This window comes from Chryseobacterium amylolyticum, from assembly GCF_051011775.1.
Classification (GTDB): Bacteria; Bacteroidota; Bacteroidia; order Flavobacteriales; family Weeksellaceae; genus Chryseobacterium.
This window is the reverse complement of sequence record NZ_JBPCHX010000002.1, coordinates 633,562-648,247: the sequence shown is the minus strand read 5'-3', so window position 1 is coordinate 648,247 and position 14,686 is coordinate 633,562. Positions and strand designations below refer to the sequence as shown.

The following is a 14,686-nucleotide window of genomic DNA, read 5'->3' as shown; positions in this document are numbered from 1 at the left end:
TAGTTTGCCCCTGAACCAACAGAATAACTCCACAAAAGAGAATACTTAATATGATTTTGCAAAATCTGTGTGTATGCGTTTTTTTATAATTTCTGTTTACTCTCATAAATTCATTAATTAAAACTTCAAAAGATATGATGATATTTTAAATTCCTAGTTTTCTCTTGTATAAATCAATATATTTTGTAAAATTTTTTCTTTTATCAAATAACTCTTCAGCCCTTGAACGACAGTGAATTGAATAATATTTTTTTGTTTTACTTTTAATTTCATAAATAGCCTCTATAAGCTGATCAGCATTCTGCTTATCTACAACAATACCTGTTTTTTCATTCACAGCTTCCGGAGACCCTCCCGATCTAAATGTAATCACAGGTGTACCACATGCCTGAGCTTCTAAATTTGTAGTGGGAAAAGTATCTTCTAATGTCGGATTTAGAAAGACATCCGCTAAGGAATAATACCCGACAAGTTCCTGAATATTCTCCGTACGTTCCAACCCAATAACATTGGAAGGAAGTTTTCTAATTTGATTTTTACTCAGTCCTATTAAAATAATTTGAAAATCAGAATTCAGTTTTCCTGCAAGCTCTACAAAATATTGTAATCCTTTTTTTTCAGTCCATGGACTTGCTACACCAAGTATAACAAATTTTCCTGAAGACAAATGCTTTTCCTTTAATAAACTACTGTCTCTGTAGAAAAATGTATCGATATCAATGCCATTCTGAATTACTTCAATATGATTTTTCTGTAAAAAAGATTTTTTGGTTTCGTCCCCTAACCAATTGGATACCGGAACAATTGTTAAATTTTTGACAGAATTAAATAGTCTTTTTTTATCAATATAATTTTGATATGAATTATCCTTATAAGATTTCGGATATTCAGAAATCTGTGGGCACTCCTTGCATTGAGATTGCCATTTTTGACAACCTACAAACTCATAGTGTGCGCAGTGGCCAGTAAATGACCAACAATCGTGAAAGGTCCAAATAACAGGTAAATCTGCCTGTTTAAGAAAATTAAATAGAATATCAATGTTTATAAAATATCCATGAACATGCTGTAAATGAATAATATCCGGATCAACTTCTTTTATTTTATCAATAAGTTTTTTTGTAGCCTTTTTAGAAGCAAACCCGTGCTTATCTGTTAATCGGGTATAAATTACATGATAGTAAAGATCTTTCGCTGAACCTATTTTATAAGAAACAGAACTGCTGGGCTGATGATCTCTTGCATAAGCAATATAACTTTCCCAGCCATTAACTAAAACTGCTTCTCCAATTTGCTCTGCTATTCGTCCAACAGAACCTACATTTAACTCACTACTGATCTGAAAGACTTTTATAGACATATTTATTTTCTATGAAACTTATTATATTCATTGACCATAACATCTGTAAAACTCTGAGCTATTGGCACATAATTGTAATATTCCAAAATATTTGCTCTAGCATTCTTTTGGCTTTGTTCGAAAAGATTAGGATCCATCTCTGCAAATTGAATAATTTTATTTCTGAAGTCTTCGATATTTCCCTCCTCAAAAATAAGTCCTTTGTTATTAGAAACTCTGTCTACATTAATTTCATTCTTTTCTAAAACAACTGGAACTCCACTAGATTGAACTTCAAAATAGCTCATACTACATTGTTTTGGAAAAACAGCTATATCTGCAACCTTATAAAATTTCTCAAGATTAGCATAAGTCTGCGTAGGAAATCTTAATATATCATTTTCAGATTCTGAAAGTACTTTTTCTACTGAATGTCCATAATCATCATTAGCTGTAGTTCCAACGATTATAATTTTTAAAGTTTTATTAGTTTTTAGTTTAAATTTATGTTTTAAACTATTTGCTAAAAATAAGCCTCCTTTATAAACATCAAGTTTTCCCGCATATAATACAACAAAATCATCATCAGACAACCCCATTTCTTTTCTGTAAATTGCTTTTTTTTCAGCATCAGGTTTAAAATAATCTGTATCTGTACCAAAAGAAAGCAAATGCGTTTTTTCTAATGGAATCCTAAAATGTTTTTCAACAAAATCCGAATCCACAACCCTAATGAGTGGGATTTGATTTTTTAAAATTATGGGAGTAATAAATGTTCTAAAAAAAGTCCTAAAGGCTTCTCTTAATTTATTTTTAGAAGCCATCTCTAACATATGACAATCCAGTACATATGGAACATTCATTTTTTTATAGTTCCATAACAAATTCATCCCAGTTAATGTGTCTTCGCCATGAATAAATAAGACATCAGGATTCAAAGACTTAATATATTTATTAAGTCCTTTTTTAAATATTGCTCTGCTACTATACCAACAATAAGTCGGATATCTCAATATCTTTACTCCAGTCTCTTGATAATATTTCTCGTCTCTTTCTTTTATATTTTCTTTACCAAAAAAACTAACTAAAAAATCGGGTACATTATCCAGTTCAGATGTTACAATAATGACTTCATGACCCTGTTTCACTTGCAATCTACCTAATAGATTAAGCTGATAGCCTGCGTCCGGATGTACAAAATCCTCAACATGTACAAATTTCATTTTCAATAATTTTGAAGTTCTTTTAAAATTAATTCTCCCGTTTTTCCATCACCATAAAGCTGATCATTAAAATCTTTTTTGATAGTTTTAATTTGATGGTAGTTTTCTAAAATATCCTTTTTGTTGATTTTGGATAATACATTATAGCCATAATCCACCAATTCAACCCATTCTGTTTGATCACGCAATATCAGACAAGGCTTTTTGAAGAAATAAGCTTCTTTTTGCAACCCTCCGCTATCAGTAATTACAAATTTTGCATGCTGAAGACACCAAATCATTTGGAAATACCCAAAAGGTTCAAAAAATAAAATATTAGCATACTCTTTTTCATAATCGGCATTTAACTCTGATAAAAGTAATCTAGTACGCGGATGTATTGGTAATACTATTTTTGTTTCAGAGCCAATTTCATTTAAAGATTCAAAAATAGTTGATAACCTTCGGGCATTATCAGTATTATCGGCTCTATGAATCGTACAAAGATTAAATTGTTCAGGCAAATTAAAATCTGGCTTACGACTTTTATGTGCATAATAAATAGATGCATCTAACATGATATCGCCAGTTTTAAATATTTTTTTATCTTCAAACTTTTCAAATCCTTCATTAACTAAGTTGTTCACTGCATTGTCTGTAGAGCAAAACAGAATATTGCTTACCCTGTCTGTTAATATCCTGTTGATCTCTTCTGGCATTCTATTATTAAATGATCTAAGCCCTGCCTCAACATGTGCTAGTTTTATATGCATTTTTGAAGCTACTAATGCTCCTGCCAAAGTAGAATTTGTATCGCCATATACTAAAATCCAATCTGGGTTTTCTTGTTGTACCACTTTTTCGATCTCAGCCATCATTTTCCCCGTCATTTCACCATGAAATTTGCTTTTCACCTGCAGATTATAATTAGGTTTTGGAATATTCATCTCTTCAAAGAAAATATCAGACATATTGCTGTCATAGTGTTGTCCTGTATGGATAAGAACTTCTTCTACACCTTCTTGCCCGGCAATTAGACGGCTAAGCACAGCAGCTTTTACAAATTGAGGCCTAGCCCCTATTATTGTTAGGATTTTCATTAATATATGGGTTATTTATTGATGTATTAAACATTAATATTAAAAATAAGAATAAAGCTCCTCCTGTAAATAAAGAAGAGAATAATGACGTATTAAGAACAGAAATTATATAGGGGATTAATGTTAATATTAAAAAAAGTAAATTATAATTTTTACTAATCCTGTTAAAAAAAATAAAAATTATAAATAATATAACACTTGATACTACAATTCCCAAATCTCCTACAGCTGCTATTCCATCAGTTGCCCAAAAGTTAGCATTAGCGTTCATTTCATCTCCCCAATAATAATTTCCGACTGCCTGCCCCAAAGCCTTTCCAGGATAAGGATAGGACTGACTAAGAAAATTAATAATATTAATGTGACTAAAATATGTATGAGGATGATCCGTAAAAAAATAATGGTAATGAAGTGTTAATGAACCACTATTTCCAATGGTTCTCATCCAAAATAAGGCTGTAATTGAATTAAAATCAAGTACTAATGTAATAGTCATAATTATAATTAGGCCTAATCCCATAAAAGTAAAAGAAGATTTTAAGCTTCTATTTTTAAGGGTTTTATACATAATAAAGATTACAAAAGGAAACACAAGCGCCGTTTTAGAGGCAAATGCCATATAAATAATTATACTTGCTAACAGCCCTACAATAATGTATATTTTCTTTTTAGAAAATAAGCCATAAGCTAAACAAACAGGAATAAACATATACGCCAGCCATGAGGAAATATATGCTGTAAAAACATCAGCCCCTAATTCTGATGTTGCAGAACGCTGCTCATAGACATCTTCAAAAGCTACTAATTTTAAACTACTTCCAAATTTGACAATCATATATAACGTGGATAAAATAGTAGCTATAAGCAATACTTTAAAAAAATCTATATTAGAAGGGATAACAATTTTCGTTTTAAATGTCACGCGGTCTGCATAAAACAATAAGCACATCCCAAAACAATATAAAAACTGAAGATAGGCTACATAGGAATCATCACCATCATAATCAATATAAAAAGTTATCTGTATAGGGATATATAATAAAAAAAATATAAAAATACAAATAAAAGCAGAGATTGTACTCACCCCACGAAATAAATAGATAGGTAAGATAGACAAGGCAAAGCTATAAATCATAAAAGAATAGTTTGTCAATCTTGATTCATTTACTTCAAACCCCGCATAACCAAAAAAAGGGTTCAGAAATATCATATATCCCTGATAAAAAAGTATTGCATATAACAAGGCTATTAAATAATATGCCGTTCTTTTTTCAAATATCTTCATAATCCTTTTTTTGAGAAGTTATAAGAGTAATATAACAATACTATATTAAAGAATAAAGAATTAATACAAAAAAGTATTAAGGAATAGTATGGGTCTTTGAAAATTGAATATCCTAAATATATCATAAAAATTCCACCTAATGCTAGTAAAATCTGAATCCACATCAAAAGTTTCTGTTTTTCAACTATATAAAAAATACTATTTAATGGAGTTGCTATAAATTCTACCATAAGCAATGCAGATAAAATTCTTGCAAAATAACCTGCCTGCAACCAATCTTTCCCAAAAAACCATTCAAAAAGAAATGGTGAAAATATAAATATTATTAGATATATAGGAAAAGACATAACTGCTAACTTTTTAAAAGTAGATATATACAGATTCTTACAATTACCTTTGTCTCTTAATTCATCTATAGCTTCATTTCTAAAGACATTGGCTATTGAACTTGTAATAATAATATTAGGTAATCTAAGCATTCTATTTGCCATAGCAAAAAAACCTACTATTGTTGTGTTATAAAGTACTGAAAATACAATGGGGATAAATTGCTGGCTTGCAGTAAGAGACAAATCTGAAAGAATCATGTATCGAGGAAAAGAACTATATTCTTTAGCTATAGCAAAAGTAGACAGTTTAAAAAAGTCCTTCCAAAAAATTTCGTGTGATCGTATTACTAAAAATAAACAAGATAAAATTACTCCTATAATTAGAGAAAAAATCATTCCTGATTTAACATGCAGATATCCAAATATTAAACTAAATAATGCTGTACAACAAACTTGAATTGCATTAGCGAATGTTATTTCCTTATATTTTTTAAATCTTTGAAACCAATATCCCAATCCTGAATAAACCGCAATAAAGAAGATATATACCGGCGATAACCATGCTGTTCTTTCTTTTAAAAACCCAGCACTATCTTGGATATTAAAAATGTCTTTCAAAAGAAAAATAACTCCAAAATAGCATATTGATATAGTAAAACCTAATTTAACAATAAGTAAAAAAATTAGCTTTGCTTTTGCATCATTCTCTGGTAAACCGATTGCAAATTCATATCTGCCTGTCGATAGTACTGCAAAAAAAACTGAAATACTAGTAAATACAGATAACACACCAAAATCTGCAACAGAAAACAATCTGGATAATAGTGGTGAAGTTGCTAGAACAATTGCCTGACTAACAACTGTACCTAAAGCTAATGTTGTAACATTCCTAAAAAAAGGATTATTTAATATTGTATTGAATAAAGCTTTCAAGATTTAATAAAATTCTTATTTTAACTGATAGATTCGTTCAATAATATCTACAACTTTCATCCCTTCAAGTGCATTGGTTGTAATAGTATTCCTTCCTTTTAATACATCTACTACATTTTCAATAATATAATGATGATTGGCTGCAGATCCTTTATATGCTCCATAATCATTCCCCGGGTTTGTAGGGGGTAACTCCGGCATTATATAATCTTTCACTTTACAGATTTCCACTTTATCCATATATTGGCCACCTATTTTTACGGCGCCATTTTCAGCAATAATGGTCATAGAACTTTCAAGATTCTGATTCCATACTGAAGTAGAATAGTTTAGAGACCCCATCCCACCGTTTACAAAATCAAAGTTCACAAAGCCTGAATCTTCGAAGTCAGTAAGATTTGTGTGGTTAAAATCTGCAAATTTTGCCTGAATATTGGTAATATCACCAAACAACCAGTACATAATATCGATAAAATGCGAAAATTGTGTGAATAGCGTTCCTCCATCCAGATCAAGCTTCCCATGCCATGATTCAGGTTTATAATATCTTTCATCACGGTTCCAGTAGCAATTAAGCTGAACCATGTATATTTTACCAAGTTTTCCGCTCTCTACCATTTCTTTTATCCATGCAGAAGGTGGTGAGTATCTGTTTTGCATTACTGCAAAAACCTGTTTATGCTTGTGCAGAGCCTGAAAAATAAGTTTTTCAGCATGTTGTTTTTTAAGAGCCATTGGCTTTTCTACTACTACATGCTTTCCAGCGTCTATTACTTTATAAGACTGCTCAAAATGGAATCCGTTTGGAGAAGCAATATTAACAACATCCACATCAATCCCGGAAGTCAGGAATTCATCCAGTGAAGCAAAAAAGGGAACATTATAATTTTCAATTCCAAGGACAGATTTATCTTTAACATCAATTAATCCTACTAGTTCACATTCGTCATTCCTTGAGATCATTTCGGCATGTCTTTTTCCGATATGCCCGCAGCCCACTACTGCAAATTTTATTTTTTCACTCATTTGTATGTTTTAAATTTTTGAAACTTTATTATTTTCTAATTTGTATTTTTCTCCGCTTTCTTCACAAACGGCAATATTTTCTGCGTCAAACTGAAGTCTGTGCCCGAATTCGCTCATCCATCCCATCTGTCTGGCAGGGTTTCCTACTACCAATGCATAGTCAGGAACTTCTTTGGTAACCACAGCTCCTGCGCCAATAAAAGCATACTGACCTATATTATGCCCACAAACAATAGTGGCATTAGCTCCTATGGAGGCGCCTTTTCCAACATGTGTTTTCAGATATTCATTTTTTCTGTTCACTGCACTTCTTGGATTTATTACATTGGTAAAAACCATTGAAGGTCCTAAAAACACATCATCTTCACATGTTACTCCTTCATAGATAGAAACATTATTCTGAACTTTCACGTTTTTCCCCAAAACTACTTTAGGTGAAATAACAACATTCTGTCCAATATTACATTTTTCTCCCAAAATGCAACCTGTCATAAGATGTGAAAAGTGCCAGATTTTGGTTCCGTTTCCTATTTGACATCCTTCGTCAATAACGGCAGTTTCGTGTGCAAAAAAATCAGACATATCTGCTTTATATTAGTTAAAATAATTCTTAATTTCCATAATAATAACATCCAGTACTTCCTGGTCAAATTCTGTATGAACAGGAAGAGAGAGAACTTCTTTGCAAAGCTGTTCTGTAACCGGAAGGCTAAAGCTTTCATCCACATATTGAAGAAAAGCTTCCTGTTTATAAAGAGGCAAAGGATAGTATATCATACTTGGAATATTCTTTTCTGCCAAATACTTTTGTAATCCGTCTCTTTGTCCGTTTTTCACTCTAAGGGTATACTGATGAAATACATGTGTAGAATTTCCTGCTCTCTCAGGAATCTGAATTTCAGCAATACCCGTAAGGTTTTTATCATAATAATCTGCCATTCTGTTTCGGGCAGCTGAATATTCATCCAGATGCTTAAGCTTAACTTTCAATACAGCAGCCTGAATGGTATCTAATCTTGAGTTACAACCTAAAACTTTGTGATAGTATTTTTTTTCCTGGCCATGGTTGGCAATCATTCTGATTTTGAAGGCTAATTCATCATCATTTGTCATCAAAGCTCCTCCATCACCATAACATCCAAGGTTTTTTGATGGAAAAAATGAAGTGCAGCCGATATGTCCGATAGTTCCGGTCTTCTTTACTTTCCCATCTGAAAATATATAATCAGAGCCGATTGCCTGAGCATTATCTTCTATAACAAAAAGGTTGTATTTTTCTGCAAATTTAAGAATTTGTTCCATATCAGCACTTTGGCCGTACAAATGAACAGGAACTATCGCTTTGGTGTTGGGGGTAAGATATTTTTCAAGACCTTCCAGCTGTATATCAAAAGTATTTTCATTTACGTCTACCATTACAGGTTTTAATCCTAAAAGACCTATGACTTCTGCAGTTGCTACATAAGTGAAGGCAGGGCAGATTATTTCGTCACCGGGCTGTAGGTTGAGGGCCATCATGGCAATTTGAAGAGCATCTGTTCCATTGGCACAAGGAATAACATGGTTTACCCCAAGATATCTTTCGAAATCGTGTTGAAATTCTTTTACAGCAGGGCCGTTAATAAATGCTGTACTGTCTATGCATTCCTGAATACCGACATCTATGTCTTCTTTTATTTTCTGATATTGACCTTTAAGATCAACCATTTGAATTTTCATCTTTTAGTTTTTGAGTGTATTTACAGGTGTCTTTTTAACTTGTGATAAGCTCACTTATTTTATTTCCTATAGAAAGGCAGGAAGTGGCGGCCGGAGAAGGTGCATTTCTAACATGAATGATATTCCTATTTTTCACTATATCAAAATCATCGATCAACCCTCCGTTTCGGTCGCAAGCCTGGGCTCTTACCCCTGCGCCTCCTGGCACAAGGTCATTTTCCTGTATTTCCGGTAAAAGTTTTTGGAGTGCTTTTGTAAAAGCAGATTTGGAAAGTGAACGATGCATTTCTCCCATTCCTGTTTTTCCGTATTTTGCAACAATTTTTCTGAATCCCGGCCATAACATGGTCTGCATGGCTTCGCTGAAATTGAAATCAAAAAAATGGTATCCTTCCTTTTTGAAAGCCAGAACGGCATTGGGACCGGCTTCGATATTTCCATCAATCATTCTGGTAAAGTGGACGCCAAGAAACGGAAAGCTAGGGTCAGGTACCGGATAAATAAGATGTTTTACCAGGTATTTTTTTTCATCCTTGATTTTATAATATTCTCCTCTGAAAGGAATAATGACCACGTCATTTTGTTCGTTGGTCATTTTAGTTACCTTATCAGAATACAATCCTGCGCAGGAAATCAGTTTCTTGGTCTTAAATTCGGAAATATTGGTAGTGACAATAATTTCCGATCCTTTATCAAGGATATTTTTTACTTCATTGTTAAATCTTACTTCTCCTCCTAATTCCTCAAAAAGTTCTTTTATTTTTTGGGCTATTCCAGGATAGTCAATGATTCCGGTTTGAGGGACTCTGATGGCTCTTACGCCTTCACAATGGGGTTCAATTTCACGGAATTCGTCTCTTGAAAGGTACTTTAAATTCTGTAGTCCGTTTTCGACTCCTCTTTTATAGATATTATCTAAAAGTGGTAACTCTTCCTGTGAGGTAGCTACAATTATTTTTCCGCAAAGATCATATCTTATTCCATATTTTTCAGCAAAATTAATCACCGAATTGTATCCTTCAATACAATTTTTAGCTTTAAGGCTACCCGGTTTATAATAAATCCCGCTATGGATCACACCACTGTTATGTCCCGATTGATGTAATGCCACATCGTTTTCTTTTTCTAAAATCAGAATCTTAGAATCAGGATTTTTCAGTTTAGTCTGATAGGCTGTAGCCAATCCTACCAAACCTGCACCAATGATGATGATATCATAACTCATGATCTTTTATAATCTTGCATCTACCAGATTTCTGTCTAGACATGCTTTGGTATCAAAAACCACAGCATTTTCTTTTTTAAGCTGATCCAGATCCATTTCCAGAAATTCATTATGAGATACTGCAATCACTAAGGAATCATACTTTTTCCCTTCCTGAAGGGTATCCAGAATATCAATTCCATATTCGTGCTTTACTTCATCTTTGCTTGCCCATGGGTCATAAATATCCACATTTACCCCATAATCAGCAAGTTCCCGGTAGATATCCACGACCTTGGTATTTCTGACATCCGGACAGTTTTCTTTGAATGTGACTCCTAAAATCAGTGCATTAGAATTTTTAATCACTCCGCCTTTTGCGATAAGTAGCTTCACTACTTTAGCAGCAACAAATTTTGCAATAGAATCATTGACACGTCTGCCGGATAGAATAACATCAGGGTGATATCCCAGCTGTTCTGCTTTGTGCGCAAGATAATAAGGGTCTACTGAAATACAATGCCCCCCTACCAATCCGGGTTTATATTTAAGAAAGTTATATTTCGTACCTGCTGCTTCCAATACGTCATTGGTATCAATTCCCACTCTGTCGAAAATTAAGGCCAATTCGTTAACAAAGGAGATATTAACATCTCTTTGTGCATTTTCAATAGCTTTTGAGGCTTCTGCAACTTTGATGCTGGGTGCTTTATAAGTTCCAGCTGTGATAATTTTTTTATATAATAGGTCTACTTGTTCAGCAATCTCTTCTGTAGAACCTGAAGTTACTTTTTTAACATTTGTAAGTGTATTTACTTTATCTCCCGGATTAATTCTTTCCGGAGAATATCCTACAAAAAAGTCTTCGTTAAATTTAAGTCCTGAATATTTTTCAAGAACCGGCACACATTCTTCTTCTGTACAACCGGGAAAAACTGTGGATTCATAAATAACAATATCCCCTTTCTTTATAATTTCTCCCAACATTTTTGATGCAGAAATCAATGGAGTCAGGTCCGGGGCATTATATTTATCAATAGGAGTAGGAACAGTTACGATGAATATATTGGCTTCCGCAATATCAGATAACCGGCTTGTAGCCTTATAGCCTAAATAACCATTGGATTCGTTATATTTTTTCAGTCCTTTATTTAATTTATCAATATCTGCTTCAAGCGTTATATCCTTTCCGTTATTAAGCTGATCAACACGTTGTGCATTAATATCAAATCCAAAGACAGGATAATGATCTGCAAATTCCAGAGACAAAGGAAGGCCTACATAACCCTGACCAATTATCGCTATTTTATATGTTGTTGTCATTGCTAAATTTATTTTTTATTTTTTGAAACCATGATTGTTCTGCATGGTGGTTATAGCCATAACCATATTTATTGCTATATCCTAAATTTTCCCTGCTTACATCATTAAGTACAAACCCTACATTTGTGATTTTTTTCTGATCAATATTGCTGTTGGCAAAGTCTAACAATGCCTTTTCAGTATACTTAGATCTGGATACATAGATAGTAATATCAGAAAGTTCCGCAATAAGGAAGGTATCTGTAACAAGCAGCAATGGTGCTGTATCCAGAATAATGTATTCATATTTTTCCTTCAGTTGATCCAGAAGAGTCTCATAACGACCGTTGGATAATAGTTCTGTTGGATTAGGAGGAATCATTCCTGAATAAATTACATCCAAGTACGGGTTAAAGGAAGATACATGAATGATATCTTCAAGTTTTGTCTCATCATTGTAAAGATACTCTGTAAGTCCTGCAAGTCCTTTTCTTGCTGGATTATATCTCTGAAGCTGGGGGTTTCTGATATCAGATCCTATGATGATTGCTTTTTTCTTGGGGTTTGCCAGTGTAAGAGCCAGATTCACAGACGTAAATGTTTTCCCTTCTCCTTTTACTGTAGAAGTAACAAATACAACCTTTCCTTTTTTCTCTTTTGAAAGCATGAAATTCATATTGGTGATAAGAATTCTGAATGCTTCCGCCATAGGAGTAATATCGTTCATTTTAACGATTTCGGAATCTCCTTTTTCAAGACTTGGCAATTCGGCAATTATTGGTGCATGTACTAATTTTTCAAGATCATGTTTTGTAACCACTTTATTATTGAATAATTGCTTTAAATAAATAAAAGCAAAAGGAATTAATAATCCTAAAATGAAAGAAATTGCCAGAATAGCCCCGCGCTTTGGTGAGACAGGTGCTCCGGAAGAATAAGCTGCATCAACTATTTTTGCCTTTGGTGCGCTAATAGATTGGGCGATAGCAGTTTCTTCTCTTTTTTGAAGTAATAATAAATATAGATTTTCTTTAATCTGCTGCTGCCTTTCAATACTTCTGAACATTTTCTCAATGGAAGGAAGTTTTGATATCTTTCCAGAAACTATATTTTGTTCTCCTAAATATTCATTTCTTGCCAGTTGAAGTCCTGTTTTGTTTTTCTGAAGGCTTTGCATAATAGAACTACGCATAGCATTAATCTGTTTAGTAACATCTACAACTGTTGGGTTTTCCGGGGTTGCAGACTCCAAAAGTCTGTTTCTTTGTAATACCAATTGATTATATGCAGAAATTCCATTTGTTGCTTCCGCATTATTAAGTCCAACATTGACCGGAAGAACCTGATACTGACCTTGGTTTGAAACATAATTGATCAAAGAGTTTGTAAGCTCTAATTGCCCATCTATCTCCAATTGCTTGGCTCTCGCAGCTGCAGAACTTTCTAAACCTATTTTAGCCTCAGTTTCTATATCGATAATATTATTTTTGGATTTAAAGCTTTCTTTCTGATTTTCAACTTCTCCAAGTTCTCCCGATAATTTTTTGATTCTGTCTTCAATAAAATCCAGTGTCTTCTTGGATTCTAAATTTTTATCAGATATGGCATCATTATTATATGCCACAACTAAATTATTCAGAATATCCTGGGCTTTGACTATCTGTGGATAATTTAGCCCTAATTTTAGTACAGTAGCTTCTTTATTAACCAGATCTACACTTAATCCTCCTTGTAAATCATTTACTTTTGCATCTACCGTAGAAATCTGCAGCTCCAGGTTCTTCATATTAATGCCTAGATTACCCGGATCGAATTCTTTATTTTTTGTTATGATTATATTAGCAAATGGTAAACTTATTGTTTTTCCGTATGTTGTAATAATTTCCTTTGACAGGCTTTTTGAGTCAAGTATAAGTTTATCCTTATCAATGGTAAGATTTATAGGACCGGAAGGTTTATCAGTTTTCTTTTCTTCAATAACCTTGACATCTATAGGATTAGTTTTTTTATATAACTCTATTTTAGTAACCCTGCCTTTTCCTATAACATTTACCTGTAAGTTTTGGTTGATAACAACCTCACGCATCATCTTTTTAGATTTCAGTATCTCTATTTCATTTGCAATACTATTCGTTTTGAGACCTCCTAACCCAGATAAATCAGGCAATACGCCCAAATCACTTCCTGATATAGGTGAAGAATTGTTTCTCGCATCTTTAATCAGAACTGTAGTTTGAACATTATATATCCGTGTCATAAACTTGAGCGATATATAACCTATTACCAAAACTATAAATGCACTTATAATAAACCAAGGCCATTTTCTCAAATATGGCTTTATAATTTCACTTATGTTAATATTATTTGAGCTATTTTCTGTTTCTGAAAATTGTGAAGTTCGCTGGTTATCCATCAATCTTTATTTCTTATTAAATAAACTTACTACAACAGCAACTGCTGTAACCGCAATAGAAATAGCGGTCAGGTAAAGACCTGTATTGGGGTTTTGTTTTGCCATAACATCTTTGGTATTGTTTGAAGAAACAATAATGGCATCCCCCTGTTTCAGATTATAATATGGAGAGTTAATTAAATTAGCATCTTGGAGGTTAATACGACCATGAGAAACAACACCATTTTCTGTTCTGATAACCAATATATCTTCTCTTTTCCCATATTGCGTCAAGTCACCAGCCATACCTAATGCATTTAAAATAGTTGCCTGCCCGTTTGCTATAGTATAGTCTCCCTGTCTGTTGACTTCTCCAAGTATTGTAACTTTAAAATTCGAGAGCCTTATATTAACGGTAGGATTAATAACATATTTTGTCATTTTTTCCCTTAGCTCATCTTTAAAAGCGGTCAGACTTTTATCTGATGTATTCAGTTTTCCTAATATTGGAAAGTCAATGTCTCCATTTGCATCTACAATATATGTTGGTCCTGAAAGTACAGTTGTTCCTTGATTAGGAGTATTTCCGCCGGCTATGGCATTGGTCTGGATAAGTTCTGAGGAAGAATAATTCTGATTAAATGGTTTTACAACATCCATATCTTTCGCAGTGATCAGAATAACCAACTGATCTCCTACCTGGATTGTATTTGCTGAATTTTTAGCAGATGCATTGATTGCTACCTGTTCTATATTCTGCATATAATTTAAATCATTCTTAGCTTTGGGGTTCACTTTGCAGGAAATCACTAAAGAGGACGCCAAAACTAATGCTAATATTTTTCCTTTCATTAT

General features: G+C 33.1%; 12 protein-coding genes. All 12 read right to left on the bottom strand.

The window, feature by feature from the left end:
* Positions 1-145 precede the first annotated feature (145 nt).
* From ACR1PO_RS08080 to ACR1PO_RS08025, 12 genes are read right to left on the bottom strand one after another with little or no spacing between them, the layout of a single operon-like run.
* A complete protein-coding gene (locus tag ACR1PO_RS08080) occupies positions 146-1,360 on the bottom strand; it encodes a glycosyltransferase (protein WP_433986429.1) in 1,215 nt (404 codons plus the stop codon).
* 2 nt (positions 1,361-1,362) lie between these two features.
* Positions 1,363-2,562, bottom strand: coding sequence for a glycosyltransferase family 4 protein (locus ACR1PO_RS08075; RefSeq protein WP_433986428.1), 1,200 nt, complete (start codon positions 2,560-2,562; stop codon positions 1,363-1,365).
* A gap of 2 nt (positions 2,563-2,564) precedes the next feature.
* The gene (gene wecB / locus ACR1PO_RS08070) at positions 2,565-3,641 is read right to left on the bottom strand and encodes a non-hydrolyzing UDP-N-acetylglucosamine 2-epimerase (protein ID WP_433986427.1); all 1,077 of its coding nucleotides are present in this window, start codon (positions 3,639-3,641) and stop codon (positions 2,565-2,567) included.
* Entirely contained in the window at positions 3,613-4,926 is a 1,314-nt protein-coding gene (locus ACR1PO_RS08065; RefSeq protein WP_433986426.1) for a hypothetical protein, read from the bottom strand. Before ACR1PO_RS08065 ends, wecB begins: the two co-directional genes overlap by 29 nt.
* Positions 4,923-6,188, bottom strand: coding sequence for a lipopolysaccharide biosynthesis protein (locus tag ACR1PO_RS08060; protein ID WP_433986425.1), 1,266 nt, complete (start codon positions 6,186-6,188; stop codon positions 4,923-4,925). Before ACR1PO_RS08060 ends, ACR1PO_RS08065 begins: the two co-directional genes overlap by 4 nt.
* Positions 6,189-6,203: 15 nt before the next feature.
* The gene (locus ACR1PO_RS08055) at positions 6,204-7,214 is read right to left on the bottom strand and encodes a Gfo/Idh/MocA family protein (RefSeq protein ID WP_433986424.1); all 1,011 of its coding nucleotides are present in this window, start codon (positions 7,212-7,214) and stop codon (positions 6,204-6,206) included.
* A 9-nt stretch (positions 7,215-7,223) separates the two neighbouring features.
* On the bottom strand, positions 7,224-7,796 hold the full coding sequence (locus ACR1PO_RS08050; protein ID WP_433986423.1) for an acyltransferase: 573 nt from the start codon (positions 7,794-7,796) through the stop codon (positions 7,224-7,226).
* 12 nt (positions 7,797-7,808) lie between these two features.
* Positions 7,809-8,933 (bottom strand): DegT/DnrJ/EryC1/StrS family aminotransferase, encoded by a 1,125-nt coding sequence (locus ACR1PO_RS08045; RefSeq protein WP_433986422.1) that lies wholly within the window; start codon positions 8,931-8,933, stop codon positions 7,809-7,811.
* Positions 8,934-8,967: 34 nt separating this feature from the next.
* Positions 8,968-10,158 (bottom strand): L-2-hydroxyglutarate oxidase, encoded by a 1,191-nt coding sequence (gene lhgO, locus ACR1PO_RS08040; protein ID WP_433986421.1) that lies wholly within the window; start codon positions 10,156-10,158, stop codon positions 8,968-8,970.
* A 6-nt stretch (positions 10,159-10,164) separates the two neighbouring features.
* Complete coding sequence (locus tag ACR1PO_RS08035) at positions 10,165-11,460, bottom strand: nucleotide sugar dehydrogenase (RefSeq protein WP_433986420.1); 1,296 nt, start codon at positions 11,458-11,460, stop codon at positions 10,165-10,167.
* Positions 11,444-13,852 (bottom strand): GumC family protein, encoded by a 2,409-nt coding sequence (locus ACR1PO_RS08030; RefSeq protein WP_433986509.1) that lies wholly within the window; start codon positions 13,850-13,852, stop codon positions 11,444-11,446. Before ACR1PO_RS08030 ends, ACR1PO_RS08035 begins: the two co-directional genes overlap by 17 nt.
* Before the next feature lie 6 nt (positions 13,853-13,858).
* Positions 13,859-14,683, bottom strand: coding sequence for a polysaccharide biosynthesis/export family protein (locus tag ACR1PO_RS08025; protein WP_433986419.1), 825 nt, complete (start codon positions 14,681-14,683; stop codon positions 13,859-13,861).
* Between the last annotated feature and the right edge of the window lie 3 nt (positions 14,684-14,686).

Coding starts and splice junctions, on each gene's coding strand:
- ACR1PO_RS08080 (WP_433986429.1), bottom strand. CDS start 1,360: ATGTCTATAAAAGTCTTTCAGATCAGTAGTGAGTTAAATGTAGGTTCT.
- ACR1PO_RS08075 (WP_433986428.1), bottom strand. CDS start 2,562: ATGAAATTTGTACATGTTGAGGATTTTGTACATCCGGACGCAGGCTAT.
- wecB (WP_433986427.1), bottom strand. CDS start 3,641: ATGAAAATCCTAACAATAATAGGGGCTAGGCCTCAATTTGTAAAAGCT.
- ACR1PO_RS08065 (WP_433986426.1), bottom strand. CDS start 4,926: ATGAAGATATTTGAAAAAAGAACGGCATATTATTTAATAGCCTTGTTA.
- ACR1PO_RS08055 (WP_433986424.1), bottom strand. CDS start 7,214: ATGAGTGAAAAAATAAAATTTGCAGTAGTGGGCTGCGGGCATATCGGA.
- ACR1PO_RS08050 (WP_433986423.1), bottom strand. CDS start 7,796: ATGTCTGATTTTTTTGCACACGAAACTGCCGTTATTGACGAAGGATGT.
- ACR1PO_RS08045 (WP_433986422.1), bottom strand. CDS start 8,933: ATGAAAATTCAAATGGTTGATCTTAAAGGTCAATATCAGAAAATAAAA.
- lhgO (WP_433986421.1), bottom strand. CDS start 10,158: ATGAGTTATGATATCATCATCATTGGTGCAGGTTTGGTAGGATTGGCT.
- ACR1PO_RS08035 (WP_433986420.1), bottom strand. CDS start 11,460: ATGACAACAACATATAAAATAGCGATAATTGGTCAGGGTTATGTAGGC.
- ACR1PO_RS08030 (WP_433986509.1), bottom strand. CDS start 13,852: ATGGATAACCAGCGAACTTCACAATTTTCAGAAACAGAAAATAGCTCA.
- ACR1PO_RS08025 (WP_433986419.1), bottom strand. CDS start 14,683: ATGAAAGGAAAAATATTAGCATTAGTTTTGGCGTCCTCTTTAGTGATT.